The sequence below is a fragment of the Sphingomonas sp. EC-HK361 genome (assembly GCF_902498785.1).
Classification (GTDB): Bacteria; Pseudomonadota; Alphaproteobacteria; order Sphingomonadales; family Sphingomonadaceae; genus Sphingomonas.
In genome coordinates this window covers 633,303-656,606 of the sequence record NZ_LR701494.1, presented here as the reverse complement: position 1 = coordinate 656,606, position 23,304 = coordinate 633,303, and the positions used below count along the sequence as shown (strand labels likewise).

26 protein-coding genes and 1 tRNA gene are annotated in these 23,304 nt (G+C 66.8%); 14 read left to right on the top strand and 13 right to left on the bottom strand.

What is annotated here, in order from left to right; translation table 11 throughout:
* The first annotated feature begins 3 nt into the window (after positions 1 to 3).
* Entirely contained in the window at positions 4 to 915 is a 912-nt protein-coding gene (locus tag BOS5A_RS10455) for an NAD(P)-dependent oxidoreductase (protein ID WP_151955061.1), read from the top strand.
* Here the strand turns inward: BOS5A_RS10455 and BOS5A_RS10450 are convergent.
* From BOS5A_RS10450 to BOS5A_RS10440, 3 genes are all read right to left on the bottom strand, one after another.
* On the bottom strand, positions 825 to 1,763 hold the full coding sequence (locus BOS5A_RS10450; RefSeq protein WP_151955060.1) for a DMT family transporter: 939 nt from the start codon (positions 1,761 to 1,763) through the stop codon (positions 825 to 827). The genes BOS5A_RS10455 and BOS5A_RS10450 overlap by 91 nt on opposite strands.
* A 64-nt stretch (positions 1,764 to 1,827) precedes the next feature.
* Positions 1,828 to 2,829 carry a threonine aldolase family protein gene (locus BOS5A_RS10445; protein WP_151955059.1) on the bottom strand — a complete coding sequence of 334 codons (1,002 nt, stop codon included), beginning with the start codon at positions 2,827 to 2,829 and terminating at the stop codon, positions 1,828 to 1,830.
* A 147-nt stretch (positions 2,830 to 2,976) separates the two neighbouring features.
* Entirely contained in the window at positions 2,977 to 5,139 is a 2,163-nt protein-coding gene (locus BOS5A_RS10440; protein WP_151955058.1) for a transglycosylase domain-containing protein, read from the bottom strand.
* Between the two features lie 96 nt (positions 5,140 to 5,235).
* Here BOS5A_RS10440 and BOS5A_RS10435 point away from each other — a divergent pair, with 96 nt between their 5' ends.
* Positions 5,236 to 6,234, top strand: a complete 999-nt coding sequence (locus BOS5A_RS10435; RefSeq protein ID WP_234419299.1) for a LacI family DNA-binding transcriptional regulator — start codon at positions 5,236 to 5,238, stop codon at positions 6,232 to 6,234.
* On the opposite strand, the gene BOS5A_RS10430 is transcribed toward BOS5A_RS10435, so the two are convergent.
* Complete coding sequence (locus tag BOS5A_RS10430) at positions 6,231 to 7,247, bottom strand: YeiH family protein (protein ID WP_151955056.1); 1,017 nt, start codon at positions 7,245 to 7,247, stop codon at positions 6,231 to 6,233. The genes BOS5A_RS10435 and BOS5A_RS10430 overlap by 4 nt on opposite strands.
* Before the next feature lie 206 nt (positions 7,248 to 7,453).
* On the opposite strand from BOS5A_RS10430, the gene BOS5A_RS10425 reads away from it, so the two are divergent.
* A complete protein-coding gene (locus tag BOS5A_RS10425; RefSeq protein ID WP_151955055.1) occupies positions 7,454 to 8,692 on the top strand; it encodes an MFS transporter in 1,239 nt (412 codons plus the stop codon).
* A gap of 41 nt (positions 8,693 to 8,733) precedes the next feature.
* The gene (hemA, locus tag BOS5A_RS10420) at positions 8,734 to 9,990 is read left to right on the top strand and encodes a 5-aminolevulinate synthase (RefSeq protein WP_325058541.1); all 1,257 of its coding nucleotides are present in this window, start codon (positions 8,734 to 8,736) and stop codon (positions 9,988 to 9,990) included.
* A gap of 4 nt (positions 9,991 to 9,994) precedes the next feature.
* Here hemA and BOS5A_RS10415 read toward each other — a convergent pair whose 3' ends face one another.
* Together BOS5A_RS10415 and BOS5A_RS10410 are read right to left on the bottom strand one after the other, a co-directional pair.
* Positions 9,995 to 10,483, bottom strand: coding sequence for a DUF3429 domain-containing protein (locus BOS5A_RS10415; RefSeq protein WP_151955054.1), 489 nt, complete (start codon positions 10,481 to 10,483; stop codon positions 9,995 to 9,997).
* Positions 10,483 to 10,923, bottom strand: coding sequence for a hypothetical protein (locus BOS5A_RS10410; protein ID WP_151955053.1), 441 nt, complete (start codon positions 10,921 to 10,923; stop codon positions 10,483 to 10,485). Before BOS5A_RS10410 ends, BOS5A_RS10415 begins: the two co-directional genes overlap by 1 nt.
* Before the next feature lie 194 nt (positions 10,924 to 11,117).
* Between BOS5A_RS10410 and rpiB the strand changes: the two genes are divergently transcribed.
* From rpiB to BOS5A_RS10385, 5 genes are all read left to right on the top strand, one after another.
* On the top strand, positions 11,118 to 11,558 hold the full coding sequence (gene rpiB / locus BOS5A_RS10405; protein WP_151955052.1) for a ribose 5-phosphate isomerase B: 441 nt from the start codon (positions 11,118 to 11,120) through the stop codon (positions 11,556 to 11,558).
* Positions 11,555 to 12,862: a serine hydroxymethyltransferase gene (gene glyA / locus BOS5A_RS10400; RefSeq protein ID WP_151955051.1), complete on the top strand. Its 1,308-nt coding sequence runs from the start codon at positions 11,555 to 11,557 to the stop codon at positions 12,860 to 12,862. The genes rpiB and glyA overlap by 4 nt, the downstream gene beginning before the upstream one ends.
* Before the next feature lie 13 nt (positions 12,863 to 12,875).
* A complete protein-coding gene (locus tag BOS5A_RS10395; protein WP_151955050.1) occupies positions 12,876 to 13,064 on the top strand; it encodes a hypothetical protein in 189 nt (62 codons plus the stop codon).
* Between the two features lie 12 nt (positions 13,065 to 13,076).
* Entirely contained in the window at positions 13,077 to 13,550 is a 474-nt protein-coding gene (gene nrdR / locus BOS5A_RS10390; RefSeq protein ID WP_151955049.1) for a transcriptional regulator NrdR, read from the top strand.
* A 67-nt stretch (positions 13,551 to 13,617) separates the two neighbouring features.
* A complete protein-coding gene (locus BOS5A_RS10385) occupies positions 13,618 to 14,673 on the top strand; it encodes a TrmH family RNA methyltransferase (RefSeq protein WP_151955048.1) in 1,056 nt (351 codons plus the stop codon).
* Between the two features lie 17 nt (positions 14,674 to 14,690).
* Here BOS5A_RS10385 and BOS5A_RS10380 read toward each other — a convergent pair.
* From BOS5A_RS10380 to BOS5A_RS10350, 7 genes are all read right to left on the bottom strand, one after another.
* Positions 14,691 to 14,766, bottom strand: a tRNA-Phe gene (locus BOS5A_RS10380).
* Positions 14,767 to 14,796: 30 nt separating this feature from the next.
* Positions 14,797 to 14,970, bottom strand: coding sequence for a DNA gyrase inhibitor YacG (locus tag BOS5A_RS10375; RefSeq protein WP_151955047.1), 174 nt, complete (start codon positions 14,968 to 14,970; stop codon positions 14,797 to 14,799).
* Complete coding sequence (locus BOS5A_RS10370; RefSeq protein WP_151955046.1) at positions 14,967 to 15,932, bottom strand: ribonuclease; 966 nt, start codon at positions 15,930 to 15,932, stop codon at positions 14,967 to 14,969. The genes BOS5A_RS10375 and BOS5A_RS10370 overlap by 4 nt, the downstream gene beginning before the upstream one ends.
* Positions 15,925 to 16,500, bottom strand: a complete 576-nt coding sequence (locus tag BOS5A_RS10365) for a Maf family protein (RefSeq protein ID WP_151955045.1) — start codon at positions 16,498 to 16,500, stop codon at positions 15,925 to 15,927. The genes BOS5A_RS10370 and BOS5A_RS10365 overlap by 8 nt, the downstream gene beginning before the upstream one ends.
* 119 nt (positions 16,501 to 16,619) lie before the next feature.
* The gene (gene infA, locus BOS5A_RS10360) at positions 16,620 to 16,865 is read right to left on the bottom strand and encodes a translation initiation factor IF-1 (RefSeq protein WP_022685627.1); all 246 of its coding nucleotides are present in this window, start codon (positions 16,863 to 16,865) and stop codon (positions 16,620 to 16,622) included.
* A 144-nt stretch (positions 16,866 to 17,009) separates the two neighbouring features.
* Positions 17,010 to 17,912: an RNA polymerase sigma factor RpoH gene (gene rpoH / locus BOS5A_RS10355; protein WP_151955044.1), complete on the bottom strand. Its 903-nt coding sequence runs from the start codon at positions 17,910 to 17,912 to the stop codon at positions 17,010 to 17,012.
* A 57-nt stretch (positions 17,913 to 17,969) separates the two neighbouring features.
* Positions 17,970 to 18,917, bottom strand: coding sequence for an RluA family pseudouridine synthase (locus BOS5A_RS10350; protein ID WP_151955043.1), 948 nt, complete (start codon positions 18,915 to 18,917; stop codon positions 17,970 to 17,972).
* Between the two features lie 17 nt (positions 18,918 to 18,934).
* Between BOS5A_RS10350 and BOS5A_RS10345 the strand changes: the two genes are divergently transcribed.
* The 5 genes from BOS5A_RS10345 to BOS5A_RS10325 all read left to right on the top strand — a co-directional run bounded on the left by BOS5A_RS10345 (position 18,935) and on the right by BOS5A_RS10325 (position 23,291).
* On the top strand, positions 18,935 to 19,399 hold the full coding sequence (locus BOS5A_RS10345; RefSeq protein ID WP_151955949.1) for a M67 family metallopeptidase: 465 nt from the start codon (positions 18,935 to 18,937) through the stop codon (positions 19,397 to 19,399).
* Positions 19,396 to 20,043 carry a histidine phosphotransferase family protein gene (locus tag BOS5A_RS10340; RefSeq protein ID WP_151955042.1) on the top strand — a complete coding sequence of 216 codons (648 nt, stop codon included), beginning with the start codon at positions 19,396 to 19,398 and terminating at the stop codon, positions 20,041 to 20,043. The genes BOS5A_RS10345 and BOS5A_RS10340 overlap by 4 nt, the downstream gene beginning before the upstream one ends.
* Positions 20,044 to 20,122: 79 nt before the next feature.
* The gene (locus tag BOS5A_RS10335; protein WP_151955041.1) at positions 20,123 to 22,420 is read left to right on the top strand and encodes a chemotaxis protein CheA; all 2,298 of its coding nucleotides are present in this window, start codon (positions 20,123 to 20,125) and stop codon (positions 22,418 to 22,420) included.
* Entirely contained in the window at positions 22,420 to 22,851 is a 432-nt protein-coding gene (locus BOS5A_RS10330; protein ID WP_151955040.1) for a chemotaxis protein CheW, read from the top strand. The genes BOS5A_RS10335 and BOS5A_RS10330 overlap by 1 nt, the downstream gene beginning before the upstream one ends.
* A gap of 74 nt (positions 22,852 to 22,925) precedes the next feature.
* Positions 22,926 to 23,291 (top strand): response regulator, encoded by a 366-nt coding sequence (locus BOS5A_RS10325; RefSeq protein WP_151955039.1) that lies wholly within the window; start codon positions 22,926 to 22,928, stop codon positions 23,289 to 23,291.
* Positions 23,292 to 23,304: the final 13 nt, after the last annotated feature.

Sequence of the window (23,304 nt, the reverse complement as noted above, 5' to 3'; positions counted from 1 at the left end):
AGCGTGACCGGTCGGCTGCTAATCTTCGGCTTCGGCTATACCGCGCAGGCGATCGCGGCGCGGCTGCCGGGGTGGCGGGTGGTCGGCACGACGCGGGATGGGCGCGAGGGGACGCTGGCGTTCGACGATCCGGCGGTCGAGCGCGAGTTGGCGACGGCGACGCATGTGCTGTCGTCGGTGCCGCCGGACAGTGAGGGCGATCCGGTGCTGGCGCGATTCGGTCCTCTCCTTGGTCATCCCGGCGAAGGCCGGGATCCATGTCTCTCCGATGTGCCACACCGACCAGATATGGACCCCAGCCTGCGCTGGGGTGACGGGAAAAGGTTATGGCTCGGCTATCTTTCGTCGACCGGTGTCTATGGGGACGCAGGGGGCGCGTGGGTCGACGAAACCGTGTCGATCCGGGGAAGGCGCGAGGGTCGCAACGCTGCCGATGCCGCCTGGCTCGAACTTGGCGCGCGGGTTTTCCGATTGCCGGGCATCTATGGTCCGGGGCGGTCCCCGCTCGATCGAGCGGCGGCGGGCCACGCGCACCGTGTCGATGTTCCGGGGCAGGTCTTCAGCCGGGTGCATGTCGACGATATCGCCAGCGGGGTGATCGCGGGATTCGATGCGCCTGCGGGCGCCTACAACCTGGCCGACGACGCGCCGTGCGGGCAGAATGAGGTCGCCGCATTCGCTGCGTCCCTGCTCGGCCTCGAACCGCCGCCATTCGTGCCGCTCGAAATCCTCTCACCGATCGCGCGCGCCTTCTATGCGGAGAATCGCCGGGTCGCGAACGGCAAGGCGAAGCGCGTGCTCGGCTGGTCGCCCGCCTATCCCGATTACCGGTTGGGCCTGCGTGCCCTGAGTGCGATAACGAGGCCGATGCCGGTCAGCACAGCGCCGCCGATCGCGAGCGGCGACCAGCGATAGCCTTCGAACAGCGTCGATAGGAGCATCGCGATAACGGGGACGATGACGCTGGAATAGGCGGCCTTCGCCGGACCGATGACGCGCAGCACCCCGAAATAGAGCGGGAAGGCGAGGGCGGAAGCGGCGAGGCCGAGATAGAGGATTCCGGCGACATAGCTCCAGCGCGGCTCGAACACCGGCGCGCCGGTCGTCGCCCATGCGAACGCGCCGTCGAGTAGCGCACCGAAGAGCATCGCGAGCGCGAGCGTCGCGTTCATCGGATAGCGCTTCGCGGTGTCGGTCGCCTGCAGCACGTTGGCGCTGGAGGCCGACAGGATCGCGGCGAGGGTGAAGCCGATGCCGATGAGGACCTCGGTGGTGCGGCTGGGGTCGATCCGCGCTTCGTGCACGAACAGCAAGACGACGCCCGCCATCGCGACGAACGATCCGACGAGCAATTGCCGCCCGAGCTTCTGGCCGAGAAAGAGGCGGCCGAAGAGCGCGTTGGGGACGAGGAGCATCGCGAAGACGACCGCGACAAGCCCGGAGGTGATATGCTCTTCTGCGCGGTAGACGAGGTTGAAGTTGAGACAGAATTGCGCGAGCCCGGTCGCCGCCACGAACGCCAGTCCGCGTGCGTCGAACCGGAAGGATTCGCGCTTCATCAGCGCGAAGACGAGCATGGCGACGCCGGCGACGACGAAGCGGTAGGTGACCGACCAGCTCGGCGGCACGACGCCCAGCTGGTCGCGGATGACGAGCCAGGTGGAGCCCCAGATCAGGGTCACGATCGCGAAGGGAATCAGGATCGCGGCGCGGGTGGATTGGGGAGGGGCCGCGACCCGTTCGTGCTGAGCCTGTCGAAGCACCGTTCTTCTTTCTTTGGAGCGAAGGTAAGGGCGGCCCTTCGACAAGCTCAGGGCAAACGGATGTTTAGAGCGCGGCGATCGCGTCGGCGAGTGGCCGGATCGCCTCTGCTTGCTGATCCCAGGACGTGACGAGCCGTATCTCGCCGGCCGCCCAGTCGTAGAAATCGAAGCCCTCCGCCCGCAGCGCCGCGGCTTCGTCGGGCGTCGCGCGCAGGAAGACTTCGTTCGCCTCGACGGGATGGATCAGGCGATCCCCTGCGCCGCTCGCCAGCAGGGTCGCGCCGGCATTCGCGGCGCGGGCGTTCTCCAGCCACACATCGTCTTCGAGCATCGCGAGCGGCTGAACCGCCAAATAGCGACCCTTGGACAGCAGGTGCCCGGCGCGCTTGCGGCGGATGAGCGTCGCATCGGCGAGGTCGGTCTTGAAGAAGACGAGCACCTCCGCGTTCATCGCGCCGTTCTTCACGAAGCCGAAGCTCAGTGCCTCGACGCCAGCTCGCCACGTCACCTCGGCGGGCGAGCAGCCGAGATGCGCGACAGCATTGGCGAAGCGCGCGCCGTCCATGTGGAAACCGAGGCCCCGCGCCTTTGCAAGGGCGCCGATCGCTGCGACTTCGGCGGGCGTGTACACGCGGCCATATTCGGTCGCGTTGGTGATCGAGATCGCGTGCGGCTGGACGCGGTGGACGTCGCCCGCGATGGCGTCGAGCGTCGCGGTGATCGCGTCGGGGGTCATCTTCGCGCCGTCGCCGTCGACGAGCATCAGCTTGGCGCCGTGGGTGTAGAATTCGGGTGCGCCGGCCTCGTCGTTCTGGATGTGCGCGTCGCGGTGGCAGACCACGCCGCCATAGGGCGGGCAGAGGGCGGCGAGCGCGAGGCAATTGGCAGCGGTGCCGCTCGGCACCCAGAGCGCGCGCACTTCGGTTTCGAACAGGTCCGAGAAGCGCGCGTCGAGCGACTTCGACCAGCGGTCGCCATCATAAGCGGTGTCGAGGACGTTGACGTCCGCCATCGCCTTCAGGACGGCAGGGTGGACCGGGGCGGCGTTGTCGGAGAAGAAGCGCATGCGCAGCGCATTACGGGGGTGCGAAGGCTCGTCAACCGCGATGTGCGCCAATCCGTACGGGCTGAGCTTGTCAAAGCCCCGTCCTTCTTCCGCGCAAGAAAGAACGGCACTTCGACAAGCTCAGTGCGAACGGAGAAGTGTCGAAAATCACTGCTGATCGTAGACCGAATCCTCGTCCGGCGCGCGCCGATCCTCGCGACGATCGCGCGGCGGCGGCTCATCCCGGCCGCGCGACGGGCCGACGGTGATGCTGCCATCCTCGCCCATCTTCAGGTTCAGCCCCATGCCTTCGAGCTGACCCTGGATGGGCGCGATCTGGCCATTGACGATATCGCCGACGCCCTGGTCGATGAGATTGCCGACATCGTCGCCTTGATATTCGTCATCGGCGGGAATTGCGGCTGGCCGCGTCGCTGGTTCCAGACCGAGCGCCTGGGTCATGAAATCGCGCCAGATACGCGCCGGGATGCCGCCGCCAGACAGGCCGGGGTTTGGCGTGTTGTCGTCATTGCCGACCCACACGCCGGCGACGATCCCGTTCGCGAAGCCCATGAACAGCGCGTCGCGGTTGTCCTGCGTCGTGCCGGTCTTGCCGAACGTATCGACCGACAGCCCCGCCTGCCGGCTGGTTCCGCCCGAAACCGACGCGGACATGAGGTCGAGCATCTTTGCGCGGATATCGTCGGGGATCGTCGTCGGACGGCTGGTGAAATTCTCGTACCAGCTCTTGTCCTGCACCTGTTCCAGCCCGCGCGGCGCGACCGGATAGCTGCCGCGCGCGATCGCGCCATAGGCGGCGGTGAGTTCCAGCAGCGAGACGGTCGAGGTGCCGAGTGCGATCGTCGCTTCCTCCGGGATCGGCGTCGAAATACCGAGATCGCGCGCCGCTTTGATGACCGCGCGGACGCCGACCTGCTGGGTCAGCCGCGCGGCGGCGACGTTGGACGAGCGTGCAAAGGCTTCGCGCAGCGTGATGGTGCCGCGATACTGGCCGTCAGAGTTCTTCGGTTTCCAGCCCGAGATTTCGATCGGGCGGTCCTCCACCGTCGAATCGGGCGTCATCCCGGCGCGCATCGCGGCGAGATAGACGAAAAGCTTGAAGGTCGATCCCGGCTGGCGCCGCGCCTGTGTTGCGCGGTTGAACGGGCTTTTCCCATAGTCCTTGCCGCCGACCATCGCGACGACGCGCCCGTCGGGACGCATCGCGACAAGGGCGACCTGCGCCTGTTTCAGCCCGGCGCGCTTCACCGCGCGCTCGGCGGCACGCTGCATCTTGCGGTCGAGTGTCGTCTGGACGGTCGTCTCGGTCTTGATCTCCCCCGCCTGATCGCGCGCGGATGGCAGCACCCAGTCGGCGAAGTAGGTGCCGTTGGGGAGTTGCTCGACGTCATCGTGCCGTACCCGCTGCGGCTGGACGCGCGCAGCTTCCGCCTTCGTCAGGAAGCCGGCATCGACCATCGCGCCGACGACAACCGCCTCGCGCGCGCGGGCTCCCGCCAGATTGCCGGTAGGGGCGAGGCGCGAAGGAGCTTTGACGAGTCCCGCGAGCATCGCCGCCTGGCCGATGTTCAGGTCCTCCGGCGTGCGGCCGAAATAATGTCTCGACGCAGCCCGGATGCCGTAGACATTGTCACCGAAATAGACGTTCGAGAGGTAGCGTGAGAGGATTTCGTCCTTCGTCAGCCAGGCCTCCAGCCAGAACGAGATCATCGCCTCGCGAATCTTGCGCGCGGCGGTGCGATCCGAATCGAGGAAGGCGTTCTTTGCCAGCTGTTGCGTGATCGTGCTGCCACCCTCGCGCACCCCGCCACCGCGCATGTTGTGCCAGGCGGCGCGCGCGATCCCGCGCGGATCGACGCCCCAATGCGAATAGAAGCGACGGTCCTCGATCGCCAGGAACGCCTCGCGGACATGCGCTGGCAGCTTGGCCGCATCGACCGGCGCGCCGATGATCGCGCCGCGCCGTGCGATCGGTGTGCCGTCCTCGGCGGTCAGCGTGATCGAGGGTGGGGTGGGGGGCTTCAGCGAGCGCGAGAGCGGCGCGGTGACCGCGAGCCACGCGACGATGATGATGAACAGGATGATCGCCGAGCCGAACCCGCGCATGATCCAGCGACCCCAGCGGCGGCGCGGGTGGGCGGGCTGGACGGGCGGCGTTCCGCTGCCGCTGCCCGAATCGACGCCATGCCAGTCCCCGAACCCGGTTAGCCCGGGCCGGTCCGCGATCGGCGCGGGGGGCGGGTCGGCAGGCGCGTGGTTGTAGCGCAGGCGGCCCCATTCAGGCTGTTGGTCGAAGGGATCGGGACGCATGGACAAATCTCTATCGGGCGACTGTATTAGCTTCATACGACAGTTGCCGCAAGTGCGGGCATCATGCCACAAGGCGCAGCCATTCGGGAGACGGCATTGCGCGCCACCATCAAGGACGTATCGCGGGAAGCGGGCGTTTCGATCAAGACCGTGAGCCGCGTTCTCAACAACGAGCGCTATGTGGGGGCAGCGACCCGGGAAAAGGTGCTGGCGGTCGTCGCCGCGCTCAATTTCCGCCCGAGCATCGCCGCGCGCTCGCTGGCGGGACGGCGCAGCTGGCAGATCGCGCTCGTCTGCGACAATCCCAGCCCGCATTACGTCTATGAAATGCAGACGGGGATTCGCGACCGGTGCGATGTGGACGGTGTGCGGATGATCGCGCAGCCTTATGACCGCGGCTCAGACCGGCTGATGAGCGAGATCGAGGGGCTGATCGACGCGACGCATGTCGATGGGTTGATCCTTACACCGCCGGTCAGCGACCATGCGCAGGTGCTTGAATTATTGACGGAGCGCGGCGTGCGGTTCGTGCGCGTCTCGCCGGGATCGGCGCCCGCGCTGTCGTCGTCGGTCTATATCGATAACGAGAGCGCTGCGGCGGAGATGACGCGCTATCTCCTGTCGCTGGGGCACAAGCGGATCGGTTTCATCGCCGGGCACCGCGACTATGCGACCAGCCGGCAGCGGCAGGCGGGGTATGCCGCGGCGCTCGGAAAGGCCGGGGTTGCGCTGGACGAGGCGCTGGTCCTGCCGGGAGACTATGACTTCGCATCGGGGTCGGCGGCCGCGGATCGGCTGCTGGCACTGTCCGACGCGCCAACCGCGATCTTCGCGGCGTCAGACGATATGGCGGCGGGTGCGCTGGCGTCGGCGCACCGGCGAGGGCTGTCGTTGCCTAATGATCTGTCGGTCGCGGGGTTCGGCGACGATTCGCTCGCCGGCTATGTATGGCCGCCGCTCACCACGATCCGCCAGCCAGTGCGGAAACTGGCGTGGGAAGCGGCCGACCTGCTGCTGGCGCCGGAGGATGCGCCGGCCGAACAGCGCGAATTGGCTTATGAGTTGGTGGTGCGGGGATCGACGGCGGCGGTCTAGCCGATCAAAAACATCGCCGCGCCGAGCGCGAGCGCGAAGGCGACCAGCGAGGAGGCGAGGATTACCACCAGCGGGCGCGGTCCGGCGGCGGTGAGCTGCGCGAGCGGGGAGCGGATCGCGGTGGCGGTGACGGCCGCGGCGAGCATTGCGGCGGCGATCTTCTCCGCCCATCCCGCGGCAATCGCAGGGATAAGGCCGAAGGAGTTTATCCCGGCCAACACGAAGAAGCCGACGACGAACCACGGGATGCCTGGACCTTTCGCGCCGCTCGTTCCCTTGGGAAGGAACATCGCGACGATCGCCAGGACGGGCGCGAGGAGCGCGACGCGCGTCAGCTTCACGATCGCGGCGATCTGGCCGGCGCCGTCCGAATAGGAGTAACCCGCGCCCAGCGCCTGCGCGACGTCGTGGATCGACGCGCCCAGCATGAAGCCGGCTTTCAGGTCGCTCATGTGCAGCCAGTGTGCGACGAAGGGGTAGGTGACCATCGCGAGCGCGCTCGCCGCCGAGATGCCGACGAGGACGAGCGTGAGCTGCGCCTGGCTCGCGCGACGTTCGCCCAGTGTCGTCGCCAGCGCCATTGCCGCCGACGCGCCGCAGATCGCGACTGCGCCGCCCGCGAGCGTGCCGAACGCCGAATCGAATCCGAGCCGCCGCGCGACCAGAATGCCCGCGCCGATCGTCAGCGCAACGATTGCCACGACCGCGAGCAAGGCTGCGGGGCCGAGCGCGGCGATCTGCCCGAAGGTGATCCGCACGCCGACCAGGACGATCCCCCAACGCAGCAGCGAGCGTGAGGCGAAAGCGAGGCCCGGGGTCAGCCGCGAATCGGCGGACAAGAAGTTGAGCGCGAGGCCGATCAGCAGCGACATCAGCGTCAGCGGCGCGCCGTAACGATCGGAAATGAACCCCGCGGCCAGCGTCCCCGCGGTGACGATCGCGAGCCCGGGCAGGTATCCGCGCCACGTCGCCCTGGGGCTGGGTTCGATATCGCCGTACAGATCGGCGGCCATCGGGAGGGGGCGAGAACTTATATTGGCCATCGATCTCATCACCGTTCGGGCTGAGCCCCTCGACACGCTCGGGACAGGCTTGTCGAAGCCCCGCCCTCCCTTACAAGAAGTGCGTCCCTTCGACAGGCTCAGGGCGAACGGATTGCGTATAGCCAAGCGCGCTGCGTTATGACAACGTTATCAGGAAAAGAAAAACGGGAGTGGGCATGACGGGATCGGCAAATCGCGGGCGCTGGGGGATCGTCGCGCTCGTCTTCTTCGCGATCATGCTCAACTATGTCGATCGGCAGATCCTGGCGCTGCTCAAGCCGACATTGGAGGTCGAGTTCAACTGGTCCGACCAGGATTATGCCAACATGCTGTCGGCCTTCCAGGTTTCGGCGGCGGTCGCGTTTCTGGGGACCGGATGGTTCATCGATCGCGTCGGGCTGCGGCTGGGTTTTGCGATCGGGGTTGCGGTCTGGAGTCTGGCCGGGATGGCGCACGCGGTGGCGACGTCGGTCGGCGGCTTTATCGCGTCGCGCGTGGTGCTGGGGGCGGCCGAGTCGGTCGGAACGCCAGCGGCGGTAAAGTCTGCCGCGACCTATTTCACTCAGAAGGAACGCTCCTTCGCGCTCGGCGTCGGCAACACCGCGCCCAATATCGGGGCGATCGTGACGCCGCTGGTCGTCCCGGCGATTGCGGTCGTGTTCGGGTGGAAGGCGGCGTTCCTGCTGGCGGGGGGGCTCGGGCTGGTGTGGGTCGTCGCATGGTTCGCGGTAAAGGTGCCGCCGGTTGCCGAGACGGGGGCCAAGCCGACACCGATCCGCTGGGCGAGCCTGCTTCGTCGGCGCGAGACCTGGGCGATCGCGGTGGCGAAGGTGCTGTCGGATCAGGTGTGGTTCTTCATGCTCGCCTGGCTGCCTGATCTCTTTCACCGGATGTTCGGCCTGCCGCAGGGCACCGTCGGGCTCCCCGTCGCGCTCGCTTATGTGATGGCTGCGGCGGGCGCACTGACCGGTGGGTGGCTCCCCGGGCGGCTTATGGCGCGTGGGTGGGACGTGAACCGCGCGCGCAAGACGACGCTACTGATCTACGCGGTGCTGATTTTGCCGGTGACGCTGGTGCTGGTCGTCGACAGTGCCTGGACCGCCGCGCTGCTGCTCGGGCTCGGCCTCTTCGCGCATCAGGGATTTTCCACCAACGTCTTCGGCCTCGCGACCGACATGGTGCCGGCGCGCGCGGTGGGATCGACCATCGGGATCGCGGCATTCTGCGGCAATATGTGGTCGATCGTGCTGATCCAGCTGGCGGCGGTGTCGCTGAGCCATGGCTGGGGCTATGGCCCGCTGCTCGCAATCTGTTCGGGCTCGTATCTGGTGGCGCTCGGGCTCGTCCACCTCATCATTCCGCGCATCGAGCCGGTTGATGAAATCGATACCGATGTCGTGATACTTGCCCATTGAAGGGTGGTGCGCGCCCGTGCGATCGCCTAGATGGGCCGGCCATGAGCGATGTGAACGAAGCGACCCACCCTGCTCAGTTGGGGGTGGATTATTCCCGGATCTTCACCCAGGCGATCGATCGCCTGCATGCCGAGGGGCGCTACCGCGTCTTCATCGACATCCTGCGCAACAAGGGACAGTTTCCCAATGCGCGGTGCTTCGCCGGGCATAACGGGCCGAAGCCGATCACCGTCTGGTGCTCGAACGACTATCTGGCGATGGGGCAGCATCCCAAGGTGATCGCGGCGATGGAGGAAGCGCTGCACGATGTCGGCGCCGGGTCCGGCGGCACGCGCAACATCGGCGGCAACACACACTATCATATCGATCTGGAGGGCGAGCTTGCCGATCTCCACGGCAAGGAAGCAGCACTTCTGTTCACCAGCGGCTACGTCTCGAACGAGGCGACGCTGGCGACGCTGGCGAAAGTGCTGCCGGGCTGCATCATCTTTTCGGACGAGCTCAACCACGCGTCGATGATCGCGGGCATCCGCAATTCGGGGTGCGAAAAGCGGGTGTTCCGGCACAACGATCTCGCGCATCTCGAAGAGCTGCTCGCGGCTGAGGACCCGGCGGTGCCGAAGCTGATCGCGTTCGAGAGCGTCTATTCGATGGAAGGCGATATCGCCCCGATCGCCGCGATCTGCGATCTCGCCGACAGATATCACGCTTTGACCTATCTCGACGAAGTCCATGCGGTCGGCATGTACGGCCCGCGCGGTGGCGGCATTTCGGAACGTGACGCGCTCGCCGACCGGATCACGATCATCGAGGGCACGCTTGGCAAGGCGTTCGGGGTGATGGGCGGCTACATCGCGGCCGATCGGACGATCATCGACGTGATTCGCAGTTATGCGCCGGGGTTCATCTTCACCACGTCGCTGTCGCCGGTGCTGGTCGCGGGCGTGCTGGCGTCTGTTCGGCACCTGAAAGAGTCGTCGGTCGAACGCGACCGCCAGCAAGCGTCCGCCGCGATGCTGAAGACGATGCTCGCGGATGCCGGCCTGCCGGTGATGACGGGCGATACGCACATCGTGCCCGTGATGGTGGGCGATCCGGTGAAGGCCAAGAAGATCAGCGATATCCTGCTGGCCGAATATGGAATCTATGTTCAGCCGATCAACTATCCCACGGTGCCGCGGGGGACCGAGCGGCTGCGCTTCACCCCCGGCCCGACGCATGACGCCGCGATGATGCATGAGCTGACCGACGCGCTTGTCGAAATCTGGGGCCGGCTGGAACTGCGCGCCGCGGCGTGATCGGCTAATTCACGACGCTGTAGCTGATCGTGATGGCATGGGGCGCAAGTATGCCGGCGAGGATCGTCATCGATCCCAGCGTTAGCGACAGGGGCACCCGCAGTGTCATCCAGTCGCGCGGCGCGCGCGCCTCCTTCACGAGTTCGCGGTCGATCAGCAGTGTCAGCATGATCGCGCTGCCCAGCGCGACGAGCGCCCAGCTGACCGGCATTCCGAGCAGCCGCGCGAGGATGAAGAGGCCGGCGACGATCGTCGGCGTGACCGCGATCGCCGCGACCGACGCCTGGCCCTCGCCGCGCCCGACCGCGAATCCCCACCATATCCCGCCGATGAAGCTCAGGATCATCGCGGCATAGAGGAACGCCGCGAGCGCGCCGAGCGCCGGATCGATGCCGCTGACGATGAACAGGATCGCGATCAGTTGCGGAATCAGCCCGGCGAAACCGAGCAACCGGGTTGTGCCGACCATTGCGGTGCCGGTTGGGTGCAACATCAGCCGCGGCAATATCCCTCGCCGGGAGCGACCGTCAGGCAGTCGCGCTTCCCGTCGAGATATTTGAGGCCGGTCGCGGCACCATCGCTCGGTTTCAACGTGAGCGTCTTGCCGTCGCGTTCGAAGGCGATGCCGTCGTCGGCCGCACGGCCCGTCGCGGTCATCTTGTGGTCGAGGTCATATTGCATTTCGAGCGCATAGGTGTCCGGCGCGGTCGGCTTGACCACGAGATACATTCCCTCGACCCCGATCCAGCGGCCCGCGAGATTCGCGGGCGTGGCGCTGGGCGATGGCGACGGAACGGGAACTGGCGAAGGCTCGGGCGAAGGCGCCACCTCGGCAACATTGCGATCGACCGCGCCGGCTGACCCGGCCACGTCGGTCACATTGGTTTCGGGGGCGGGCCGGCTGCACGCGGCGATCAGGGCGAGGCACGACATGGCCGATAACGGTATTCCACGCGACATCGGCGCAACCCCCTTTCTTGATACAGGTTATCCTCAACCGCCCGCGGCGGCGCCCGTTCCGCTCCAGTCGGGTGTCCCGCAGAATCTTTTTGGCCTGTGGCATTTCGCGACGTTGGGCGGTAAGGGGCCAGCGATCCCCGATCACCCGAGCCGGAGCGCCGCTGCCCATGCGCATCGCCATCGCATCAGACCATGCCGCCGTCGCCCTCAAGGACGTGCTCGTCCCCTGGCTGGAGGCTGCGGGTCACGCGGTCGAGGATCTGGGAACGCACGGCACCGCCAGCGTCGATTATCCCGATTATGGCGAAGCGGTCGCGGGCGCGCTAGCCGACGGCCGGGTTGAACGCGGGATCGCACTCTGCGGGTCGGGCATCGGCATCGCCATCGCCGCCAACCGCAACCCCGCGTGTCGCTGCGCACAGGTCAGCGAACCGCTCTCGGCCCGCCTCGCGCGCACCCACAACGACGCCAACGCGATCGCGATCGGCGCGCGGCTGGTCGGCGAGGAAATGGCCAAGGCCTGCATCACCGCCTTCCTCGACGCCGATTTCGAGGGCGGGCGACACCAACACCGCGTCGACAAGCTATCCCGGAAGGAATTCGCATGAGCACCAACCCCCGCACCCTTTCGGACGTGCAGCCGGACGGCTTCTTCACCCGCACGCTGGCCGAAGCGGACCCCACGATCTTCGTCGGCGTCGCGCACGAGCTGGAGCGCGAGCAGACCCAGATCGAGCTGATCGCGAGCGAAAACATCGTCTCCAGGGCGGTGCTGGAAGCGCAGGGGTCTGTCTTCACCAACAAATATGCCGAGGGTTATCCGGGCAAGCGCTACTATCAGGGCTGTCACCCTTCCGACGAGGTCGAGCAGCTGGCGATCGACCGCGCGAAGCAGCTCTTCGACTGCGGCTTTGCCAACGTCCAGCCGCATTCGGGCGCGCAGGCTAACGGCGCGGTGATGCTCGCGCTGACCAAGCCGGGCGACACGATCCTGGGCATGAGCCTCGATGCCGGCGGGCACCTGACCCACGGCGCGAAGGCGGCGATGTCGGGCAAGTGGTTCAACGCGGTGCAGTACGGCGTGGATCCCGACACCCATCTGATCGACTATGACGCGCTGGAGGCGCTTGCGGTCGAGCACAAGCCGACGCTGATCATCGCGGGCGGATCGGCGTATCCGCGCGTCATCGATTTCGAACGCTTTCGCGCGATTGCGGACAAGGTCGGCGCGAAGCTGATGGTCGATATGGCGCATTTCGCCGGGCTGGTGGCGGCCGGGCATCATCCCTCGCCGCTGCCCCACGCGCATGTCGTGACGACGACGACGCACAAGACGCTGCGCGGGCCGCGCGGCGGCATGGTGCTGACCAATGACGAAGGCGTGGCGAAGAAGATCAACTCCGCGGTCTTCCCCGGCCTTCAGGGCGGGCCGCTGATGCATGTGATCGCGGCGAAAGCGGTCGCATTCGGGGAAGCGCTGCGGCCGGAATTCAAGAGCTACGCCGCGGCCGTCATCGAGAACGCGAAGGTGCTGGCCGCGACTCTGAAAGAGCGCGGCGCGGAGATCGTCTCCGGCGGCACCGACACGCATCTGGCGCTCGTCGATCTCACCCCGCTCGGCGTGACGGGCAAGGATGCCGACGAGGCGCTGGAGCGCGCCGGCATTACCTGCAACAAGAACGGCATCCCCAACGATCCGCTGCCGCCGGTGAAGACCAGCGGCATCCGCGTCGGCTCGCCCGCCGGCACGACCCGCGGCTTCGGACCCGCAGAATTCCGCGAGATCGGCCATATGGTCGCCGACGTCCTCGACGGACTGCGGGCAAAGGGCGAAGCGGGGGACCCGAAGGTCGAGGCGGACGTTCGGACCCGTGTGCGCACGCTGTGCGCGCGCTTTCCCATCTATCAGTAAGGAGCAGCGGCGCATGGCCGGCATCGACGACAAGATCAAGGAAGTGACGGGCGACGTGAAGCGCGATCCTGAACTCGGCAAGAGCATGGCGAAATGGGCGGCGCTCGGCGCGGTCGTGGCGATCCCGGTGCCGTTCGTCGGCCCGATCTTCGGTGCGCTCGGCGGCGCGGCCTACGCCTATATGAAGAACAAGAAGGCCTAGGAACCAGACCGGATGCGCTGCCCCTTTTGCGGCCATGACGACAGCCAGGTGAAGGACAGCCGCCCCACCGAAGACGGGGCGGCGATCCGTCGGCGACGCCAGTGCGAGGGCTGCGCCGCGCGCTTCACGACGTTCGAACGCATCCAGCTTCGCGATCTGACCGTCGTGAAAAGCGAAGGGGCGGGCGGAGTGCGCCGCGAGTCCTTTGACCGCGAAAAGCTGCTGCGTTCCATCGCGATTGCGACGCGCAAGCGCCCGGTCGATGGCGTCGCGATCGAGCGGCTGGTGTCGGGCATCCAGCGCCAGCTCGAAACGCTGGGAGAGGCCGATGTTTCGTCGAAGCGGATCGGCGAGATGGTGATGGACGGGCTGAAGGGACTCGATTCAGTCGCGTATATCCGCTTTGCGAGCGTCTATCGCGATTTCAGCGAGGCGAGGGACTTCGAGGAATTCGCTGGCAGTGTGGAGGAAGTGGGGCGGGGGTGACAACAAGAGATCCGTTCGGTTCGAGCTGCATCGAGCTTGCCGAGATGCAATCGTCGAGAACCTGCGCATGACGTTCTGGGTCTATATCCTCCGATGCTCGGACGGCACGTATTACACCGGTCACACCGAAGATTTGGAGCGCCGGTTGGCTCAGCATGAGACGGGCGCATTAGAAGGCTATACGAGCAAGCGCTTGCCGGTCGAATTGATGTGGGCGGAGGAATTTCCCACGCGCCTCGACGCGCTTGAGCGCGAGCACCAGGTGAAAGACTGGTCACGCAAAAAGAAGGAAGCGCTCTTCCGGAGCGACTGGGCTGGAATATCGGCGGCCTCGCGTTCTCGACCACGCGCCTCGGCTGCGCTCGACGCTGGCTCGAACCGAACGGTGGGAAGCACCACCACGCCTGCCCCCGTCATCGTCCTCGTCCGCCCGCAGCTCGGCGAAAACATCGGCAAGGCCGCGCGCGCGATGCTCAATTTCGGGCTCGTCGAGATGCGGCTCGTCGCGCCGCGCGACGGGTGGCCGAACCCGCAGGCCGGACCGGCTGCGTCGGGCGCGGACATCGTGCTGGAGCAGGCACAGGTCTTCGACAGCGTCGCGAACGCCGTTGCCGACTGCGCGCATGTCTATGCGACGACGGTGCGCAAGCGCGGGGTCACCAAGCCCGTCGTCACGCCCGAAGTCGCGGCGCGTGAAATCCATGCGGGGCCGGGGCGCTCGGCGATCCTGTTCGGCCCCGAACGTTCGGGGCTGGAGACGGATGACGTCGCGATCGCGCGCACCATCGTCACGGTGCCGATCAATCCCGAGTTCGGCAGCCTGAACCTTGCCCAGGCGGTGATCCTCGTCGCCTATGAGTGGTCGAAGGGCGTCACGCTGGCGCAGCCGCCCGAGGTCGATCTTCCCGATCCCGCGCCGCAGGGCGAGCTCGACGGGATGATCGCGCAGCTCGACGCGATGCTGGAGGAGGCTGGCTTCTACTTCCCGCCGGACCGCGTTCCCGCGTCGAAGCGGACGCTGCGGACGCTGCTGACGAAGCCCGGCTGGTCGAGCCCGGAAGTCCGCACGCTGCGCGGCGTGCTGTCCGCGCTCGCCCCGAAGGTGCCGCGGCGACTGCGCTGATTTCAGGAAGAAGGGAATGGTGCCCAAGGGCGGGATCGAACCACCGACACTACGATTTTCAGTCGTATGCTCTACCAACTGAGCTACTTGGGCATTTCCGAACCGCGTCCGGAAGCGGCGTCTCTAGGGATGGTCGGGCGGGCTGTCCAGCCCTTCCTCGTCAGTTTTCGGCCCCGGAATGCGATAGCCTTCGCCGAGCCATTGCAGCAGGTCGCGATCCTTGCAGCCGCGGCTGCAGAAGGGGACGTGAAGCGCATGCGGCGACTTGCCGCAGACGGGGCAGGCGCTCTTGGTCATCCTCGTTCCATTGGGTTCGGCTCCATACGCGAGACGACGCCTGTGCGGCGTTCGAGTTCCGCGCGCCAGCCTTCGCTATCGATGCGCGCGATGACGGCGGCGGGCAGGCGCACCGCGTTCACCGCGCCCGGCGGCGTCCGCTCCAGCGTGCGCAGCACCGCGCGTGCGGCGGCGCCGATGGGATCAGCGCGCAGGAATTCGGGCAGCGACGCGCGGGGACGCGGCCGGACGATCTGCAGGAAGCCGAACCCGTTGACTGCGGTGCGTTCGAACGGCTGGGCGAGCGTCGCGTCCAGGGCGTCGGCGACGGCCTGACGCTCCGCCTTGTTACCGAGTGTCGGGAAGTCGATGCCGATCGATCCGCCGATGTCGTGGCGATCGATCGCGGCAGCGACGGCGCGCGCGGCGGCGACCGCGAGAGGGCCAAGCGGGGCAGGGCCGTCGACGTCGAACAACGTCATCGCCGGGGTCGGCGAGAGACGCAGCGCGCCGAGTGCGAAGCAGATGTCGCCGGTGCGGGCTTCCTCCAGGACTTCGGACCAGCCCGCAGTTTCCAGCGCGTCGGCTTCATGCGCGCGACACATGCGGACGGCGTGGGGGGACGCCGTGATCCGTTCGAGAAGGGCCGGGGCGTCGCGTTCGATTGCGTCCTCGGCAGCGACGCGCGCGCGTGCGAGCTTGGGGCGACCCGGTTCGGGGATCGCCTCGCGGACGACCTCGATGGTCAATGCGCTGCCGAGGGTTGCGCCGGCGGGCGGGCGATCGACAATGATGTCCCGGCCATCGTTCAACCGTGCAAGACCGATCTGCGCGGAGATGCGCTCGATCAGTCGGGCCTTGGCGATCGTTCCGACCCGCAGGCCGATTGCGGCGGGTTCGATCCGGGCCGCGAGGATGGTCTCGCCATCGACGAGCGCTGCGCGCGCTTCGCCGATCCCGGCCTCATACAGCCATTCAGGCAAGCGGCAGGCCCGCCGCGACGAGCAGCGCGCGGGTTTCGAACAAGGGCAGCCCGACAACGCCCGAATGACTCCCCTGGAGGAACCGGACGAACGCTTCCGCACGGCCCTGGATCGCGTAGCCGCCCGCCTTTCCCATGCCTTCGCCGCAGGCGACGTAACCGTCGATCTCGGCAGCGCTCAGCGCCTTGAACGCAACCGTCGTGTCGGAAATGCGGGTGCGCAGCGTGCCGGCGCGATCGATGACTGCAACCGCGCTGATGCAGTGGTGGCGGCGCCCCGAAAGAAGCGCGAGCATCCGGCGCAGGTCTGCCTCGTCGGCGGGTTTGCCGAGAATGCGGCGTCCGGCGGCGACGGTGGTGTCGGCGGCCAGGATCACTTCGTTATCGGCGCGCGGTACGGCCATCGCCTTCGATACCGCGATCCGCAACGCGTAATCGCGGGGGCGCTCGTCCTTCAGCGGGGTTTCGTCGACATCGGGCGCAGCGATGCGCGATGGTTCGATTCCGAGCCGCGCGATCAGTTCGCGGCGGCGTGGGGAGGAGGAGGCAAGGACGAGGGACTGGGCCAACACACAACCGTTTGCCCTGAGCTTGTCGAAGGGCTGTTCTTTCTTCGTCCTTCAAACAAGGAGGACGGGGCTTCGACAAGCTCAGCCCGAACCGTGTGAAGGTGCGGCCTAACCGCGGCTCAGGACGGTCCCGGACCGCCGCGGCCCGGCATGAAGCGATAGGTGATGCGGCCCTTGGTCAGATCGTAGGGCGTCAGTTCGACCAGCACTTCGTCGCCGACGAGCACGCGGATGCGGTTCTTGCGCATCTTTCCGGCCGTGTGACCGAGGATTTCGTGATCATTCTCGAGCCGGACGCGGAACATCGCGTTGGGCAGAAGCTCGACCACCTGGCCGCGCATTTCGAGGAGCTCTTCCTTGGCCAAACAAAACCTTCCGAATTCTGGGATATCTGAGGACGGCGCGCCTTAGCGGATCGCGCGCCGAAAGGAAAGACGGGCGCGGCGGAACGTGGGGTCGCCACATTCCGCTGCATTTTTGGATCGGATTGCGGCAAGCGCCGCGCGGGTTCAGGCGGTGAGCAGTCGCTTTTCGCCAGCGAGGCGCATCATCGCCTTTTGCAGCTTTTCGAACGCGCGCACTTCGATCTGTCGGACGCGTTCGCGCGATACGCCGTAAACCTGGCTCAGCTCCTCGAGCGTCTTGGGATCGTCGGTCAGGCGGCGTTCGGTGAGGATGTGCTTCTCGCGGTCGTTCAGGTCATCCATCGCCGACACGAGCATGCCGTGGCGAACCTCGGCCTCCTGCGTTTCGGCAACGATCGTATCCTGCAGCGGTGCATCGTCGGCGAGCCAATCCTGCCACTGGCCCTCGCCATCCTCGCGCATCGGCACGTTGAGCGAGGTGTCGCCGCCCATTGCCATCCGACGGTTCATGCTGACGACGTCCGCTTCCGCCACGCCGAGATCGGTCGCGATCTTGGTGACGTTCTCGGGGCTGAGATCGCCGTCCTCGAACGCGTCGAGCTTGGACTTCATCCGGCGCAGGTTGAAGAACAGCTTCTTCTGTGCAGCCGTGGTGCCCATCTTCACGAGCGACCAGCTGCGCAGGATATATTCCTGGATCGACGCGCGGATCCACCACATCGCATAGGTCGCGAGGCGGAAGCCACGATCGGGCTCGAACTTCTTCACGCCCTGCATCAGGCCGATATTGCCTTCGGAAATCAGTTCCGATGTGGGCAGGCCGTAGCCGCGATAGCCCATCGCGATCTTGGCCACGAGGCGCAGATGCGAGGTAACAAGCTGGGCTGCTGCTTCGGTATCGCCATGCTCCTGAAAGCGCTTGGCGAGCATATATTCCTGCTCGGGTGCGAGGATCGGGAATTTCTTGATCTCGGAAAGGTAGCGGTTGAGGCTCGCCTCTCCGCCAAGCGCGGGGATCGTCGCTGGGACGTTGCTGCGGGCTGCCATGATCGAACTCCCTTTCTTCGGGGCACCTACGCTGCATCGCAGCGCATTGCCCTTTAGCTATACGTGGAGGTGACTGAACAGTTCCTGCATGTCAGCAGGGATTGTACTTTCGAACGCCAAAGCGGCGTTTGTCACCGGATGAATGAACCCCAGATGGGCCGCGTGCAAGGCCTGGCGGCGGAAACCGAGCGTTTCGAGAAGCGCTTTCTGGGCGCCTTTTGTTCTACCATAGGACTGGTCGCCCAACAAGGGGTGGCCGATCGATGCCATGTGGACGCGCACCTGATGCGTGCGCCCCGTCTCCAGGCGGCATTCGACCAGTGCGGCGCCGTCGAGCGGCTCCAGGGTGCGATAATGGGTCACGGCGCGCTTGCCGGTAGATACGATCGCAATCTTCTTTCGGTTACTCGGGCTTCGCGCGAGCGGCGCATCGATAGTGCCGGCGGCAGGGCGGGGGTGACCCGTCACGATCGCGCGGTAGCGGCGGTCGATGCTGTGCGCGGCGAACTGCTTTGCCAGCCCTTCGTGCGCGCGGTCGGTCTTTGCCGCAACCATCAGCCCGCTCGTGTCCTTGTCGATCCGGTGAACGATCCCCGGTCGCGCGACCCCGCCGATGCCGGACAGCGACCCCTTGCAGTGGTGGAGCAGCGCGTTGACGAGCGTGCCGTCGAGATTGCCAGCCGCTGGATGGACAACGAGCCCCGCCTGCTTGTCGATGACAATCAGATGATCGTCCTCGAACGCGATCGAGAGCGGGATATCCTGCGCTTCGTTATGCGGCTCGGTCGGGATCGGGACCGCAACGGTGAAGGTCTCTCCGGCAGCAGCCTTGCGGGCGGGGTCGCGGGCGAGGATGCCGGCCCTTTCGACCTGGCCGGCATTGATAAGAACCTTCAGCCGCTCGCGCGAGAGCGTCGGCACCGCGTCGGCGAGCGCGCGGTCTAGCCGCCAGCCGTCAGCCGAAGGGGCGATCGTCGCCTCGAAGATGGAAACCCCCCGGTCCATGCGCTAGCGATGTGGCGATGCGGGTGACGATTTCAAGCACGGTGCTGGCGCAGATCGTCGCAGAAATGCGGGCCTCCCCTGCAAAGGAAATCTGCGGCCTTCTGTTCGGAGACGGCACCGCCATTCACGCGGCGCAAGCATGCTTAAACGTCGCGACGGACCCAGCCCGAACGTTCGAGATCGATCCCGCCGCGCTGATCGCCGCGCACCGGCACGCGCGCTCTGGCGGGCCTGCGATCATGGGGCATTATCATTCACATCCGTCCGGTTTCGCGGAGCCTTCCGCGCACGACGCAGCGGATGCCACCCCCGACGGATCGCTGTGGTTGATCGCTGCGGGAAACGAGGTGCGGGGCTGGCGCGCGGTGCGCGACGGGGCGGTGCATGGGCGCTTCGATCCGGTCACGCTTGTAAGCCTCGCGCCTTGCGCCGCCGACTCCGCTTCGCCAGAAGACGCGATTGATACGAAGGACTTTCAATGACCACCGTCGCCCCGATCGATTTCGCCGGACTGCTCTGCTCGCGGCTGTGCCACGACCTGCTGTCGCCGGTCGGCGCGCTCAACAACGGGCTGGAGCTGCTTGCCGACGAGACCGATCCGGATATGCGCCAGCGCTGCCTCGATCTGCTGGCGGAAAGCGCGCGGACATCGGCGAACAAGCTGAAATTCTTCCGGCTCGCTTTCGGTGCGGCGGGCGGCTTCGGCGATGCGGTCGAAACGCGCGAGGCGCGGCTGGCGATCGAGGGACTGTTCGCCGAATCGAAGCGCGTGGCCGTCGGCTGGCTGGTCGAGGCGGATCAATTGCCCAAGGCCGCGGTGAAGGTGCTGCTCAACCTCTCGCTGATCGCTGGCGAGGCGCTGGTGCGTGGCGGCAACCTGGATATCGGCGCCGAGTGCGAAGACGGCCGGATCGAGATCGTTGTGCGTGCGGCCGGGCCGCGGCTGATCCTCGACCCCGAATTGAAGGCGATGCTGGTCGATGGGCCAAAGGATGCCGCCGTCACCCCGCGCGCCGCCGCTGCCTACCTCATCCACTCGCTTGTCGCGGAGGGCGGCGGCTCGCTTCAGGTCAGCGAACCGGCGGAAGGCACGCTGCTCTTCGGTGCGGCCTTCAACGCCGGTTGAACCGGCGGCGCCAAGGCTAACGCAGCTTTAACGTCTTTGAGGGCAATACCGGCCGCGAACGCGACGCGCCCGGGGACCCATGGACGACCTGCTACAGGAATTCATTGCCGAGACACGCGAGACGCTTGAAGCGCTCTCGGGCGAGATCGTCGCGTGGGAAGCCGATCCGAGCGACCGCGCACGGCTCGATTCGATCTTCCGGTTCGTCCACACCGTAAAGGGCAGTTGCGGCTTTCTGGACCTGCCGCGCCTGTCGCGGCTCAGCCATGCCGCCGAAGACGTGCTGGCGGCGGCGCGTGACGGCACGCGCAGCGCCGACCCCGCGCTGGTCAACGCGGTCCTCGCGATCGTCGATCGGATCGGCGAGATCGTCGAGGCGATCGATGCGGGCGTCGCGCTCGACGATACCAGCGACGACCTGCTGATCGCCGCGCTGGAAAAGAATGCGGTCGCAGCGACGCTCGTCACGACATCGATGGCGATGCGCGCGCCGACGCGCAGCGTGCGCCTGTCGGTCGATCTTCTCGACCGGATGATGGGCGGCATGTCCGACATGGTGCTGGCGCGCAACGAACTCGCGCGCCGTTTGCGCAGCGATGGCGGCGACCCCGCGACGGAAGCGGCGCTGGAGCGGCTGAGCGCGACCGTGGCGGAAATGCGCGACACCGTATCGCGCACGCGGATGCAGACGATCGATGCGTTGTTCTCTGCCTTGCCCCGCATGGTGCGCGATACCGCGGCGAGTGTCGGCAAGGCGGTGGCGCTGACCATCGACGGCGCCGATGTCGAGCTCGACCGCGAACTGATCGAGATGATGCGCGACCCGCTGGTCCACATCATCCGCAATGCGATCGACCACGGGATCGAGTCGCCGGCGGATCGCCGCAAGGCGGGCAAGCGCGAGAGCGGGCGCCTCGCCGTTTCCGCACGGCAGTCCGGCAATCGCATCATCGTCGAGATCGCGGACGACGGCCGCGGGATCGACACCGACCGCTTGGTCGCCAAGACGATCGCGCAGGATCCGCGGCGCGAACCCGAGCTGCGCCGCATGTCGGAGCGTCAGCGGCTCGACCTCGTCTTCGAACCCGGCCTGTCGAGCCGCGACGAGGTGACCGCGATCTCCGGTCGCGGCGTCGGCATGGACGTGGTGCGCGCGAATATCGAGCAGCTCGGCGGCCGCATCGAACTCGACAACCGTCCCGGCGCCGGCCTGACCCTCGCCATCCACGTGCCGCTGACGCTCGCGATCCTGTCGGCGGTGGTCGTCGGGGTCAACGACACCTGCTTTGCGCTCCCGCGCCAGGCGATCGACGAAATCATTGCGATGCGATCCCCGGCAATCCGGATCGACCGAGTCGGCGCGCAGATGGTCGTGCGGGTGCGCGAGCGGCTGATGCCGCTGATCGATCTCGGCACGCTCATGGCACTGCGCGGCGAGCCGTCCGACGATGCGACGCTGGTGATCGTCGACGTACCCGGCGGCAGCTTCGCGCTGGTCGTCGATTCGGTGCTGGATACCGAGGAACTGGTGGTGAAGCCGGCAGCCCCCGCGGTGATGGCGGCGGGACTTTATGCGGGGCAGACCCTGCCGGACAGCGGCCTGCCGCTCCTGCTGCTCGATTGTTCGGGCATCGCCGCGACGGCCGGCATCCGCTTCGAACGCGTGGCCGCGTCCGAGGTCGCCGTGGAGACGGCAAGCGCCCCGATCGGTGCGTCCGCTCTGCTGTTCCGCGATCTCGATGGTGTCCGCCGTGCCGTGGCGTTGTCTGCGGTCGATCGCGTCGAGCAGGTTCCGGCCCACATGATCGCCCGCACGGGCGGACGTTTACGGCTGACCGTCGAGGATCGCACCGTGCCGCTGGTCGCGACCGGGGACGTTGCCGCGGCCGGCATGGTGCCGGTCCTGCGGCTCCATGACGACATGGTCGAAATGGGTTACCCGATCGCGGAAGCGCTCGAAATCGTGACGCTCCCCGTCGAGATCGCTGCGGTTCCGCCGGGAGGCGCCATTGCTGGCGTCGCGGTGATCGATGGCGAGCCGACAGAACTTGTCGATCCGCTGTGGTTGCTCGCGTCCGCGGTCGATTCGGATCAGCCAACTGCGCAGCCGCTCTGCCTGCTCGAAGGCAGCGATGCCGGCTGGATGGAAGCCTTTCTGAAACCCGCGCTAGAGAGCGCAGGCTACCGCGTCGCCGCGACGTTGGCGTCGGGCGAAAAAGCCGATGTACGTCTCGCGATGATCGAGGATGCGAGCGTGGCGAGCGGTGGCGCGCCCGTCGTGCGGCTGGGGCGCAGGCGCGGCGAGGGGGTCTACCGCTACGACCGCGCAGAACTGCTGGCGGCGGTCGCGGCGAGTGTTTCGGGGCGGGGTGCGTGATGAGCGAAAAGCTGTTTCTGGTGGCACACATCGCCGGCCGCGCGGTTGCGATCGACGCGGCGCAGGTCGAATCGGTCGTCGATCTCGGGCAGAGCGTGCCCGTGCCGGGAGCACGCGCCGAGGTGTTGGGGCTTGCTGCACTGCGCAGCCGGGTGGTCACCGTCATCGACACGCTCGTCGCGCTTGGGCTGCCTAGCTACGGCGCGCCGGGCCGGCGCGCAGTGATCACCCGCGTCGACGAGCACCTCTACGCGGTGCCGGTCGACATGCTGGAGGATGTCGCGCCGTTCGAACCGGCGCCGCTGCCGGTCGGACTGCATCTCGACGGGCGCTGGGCCGATATCGGCCGCGGGCTGGTCACACGCGATGGCGAGGCGCTGCTCGTCATCGATCTCGGCAGCCTGGTTCCCACGATCGCACAGGCCGCTTGAAGTCCGACAATTAACCCCATCCTTACTGTTGTCTGCCAGGGTTTTGCTGGCTGTAACCCCCGAGGTGTCTCCGCATGAAAACGTGCCTGGTCGTCGATGATTCGAAGGTGATCCGCAAGGTCGCCCGGCACATTCTCGAGGCGATGAATTTCGAAGTGTCCGAAGCCGCCGACGGGCGCGAGGCGCTCGATTCGTGTCTGGCGAAGGTGCCCGATGCGGTGCTGCTCGACTGGAACATGCCGGTGATGAGCGGCATGGATTTCCTGCGCGCGCTGCGCGACACGCAATTGTCGTCGCGCCCCAAGGTCGTCTTCTGCACCACCGAAAACGGGATGGCCCATATCCGCGCCGCGATCGAGGCGGGGGCGGACGAATATGTGATGAAACCCTTCGATCGCGAGACGCTCGAAAGCAAGCTGCAGCTCGTCGGCCTCGCCTGACGCGGGAGCGAGC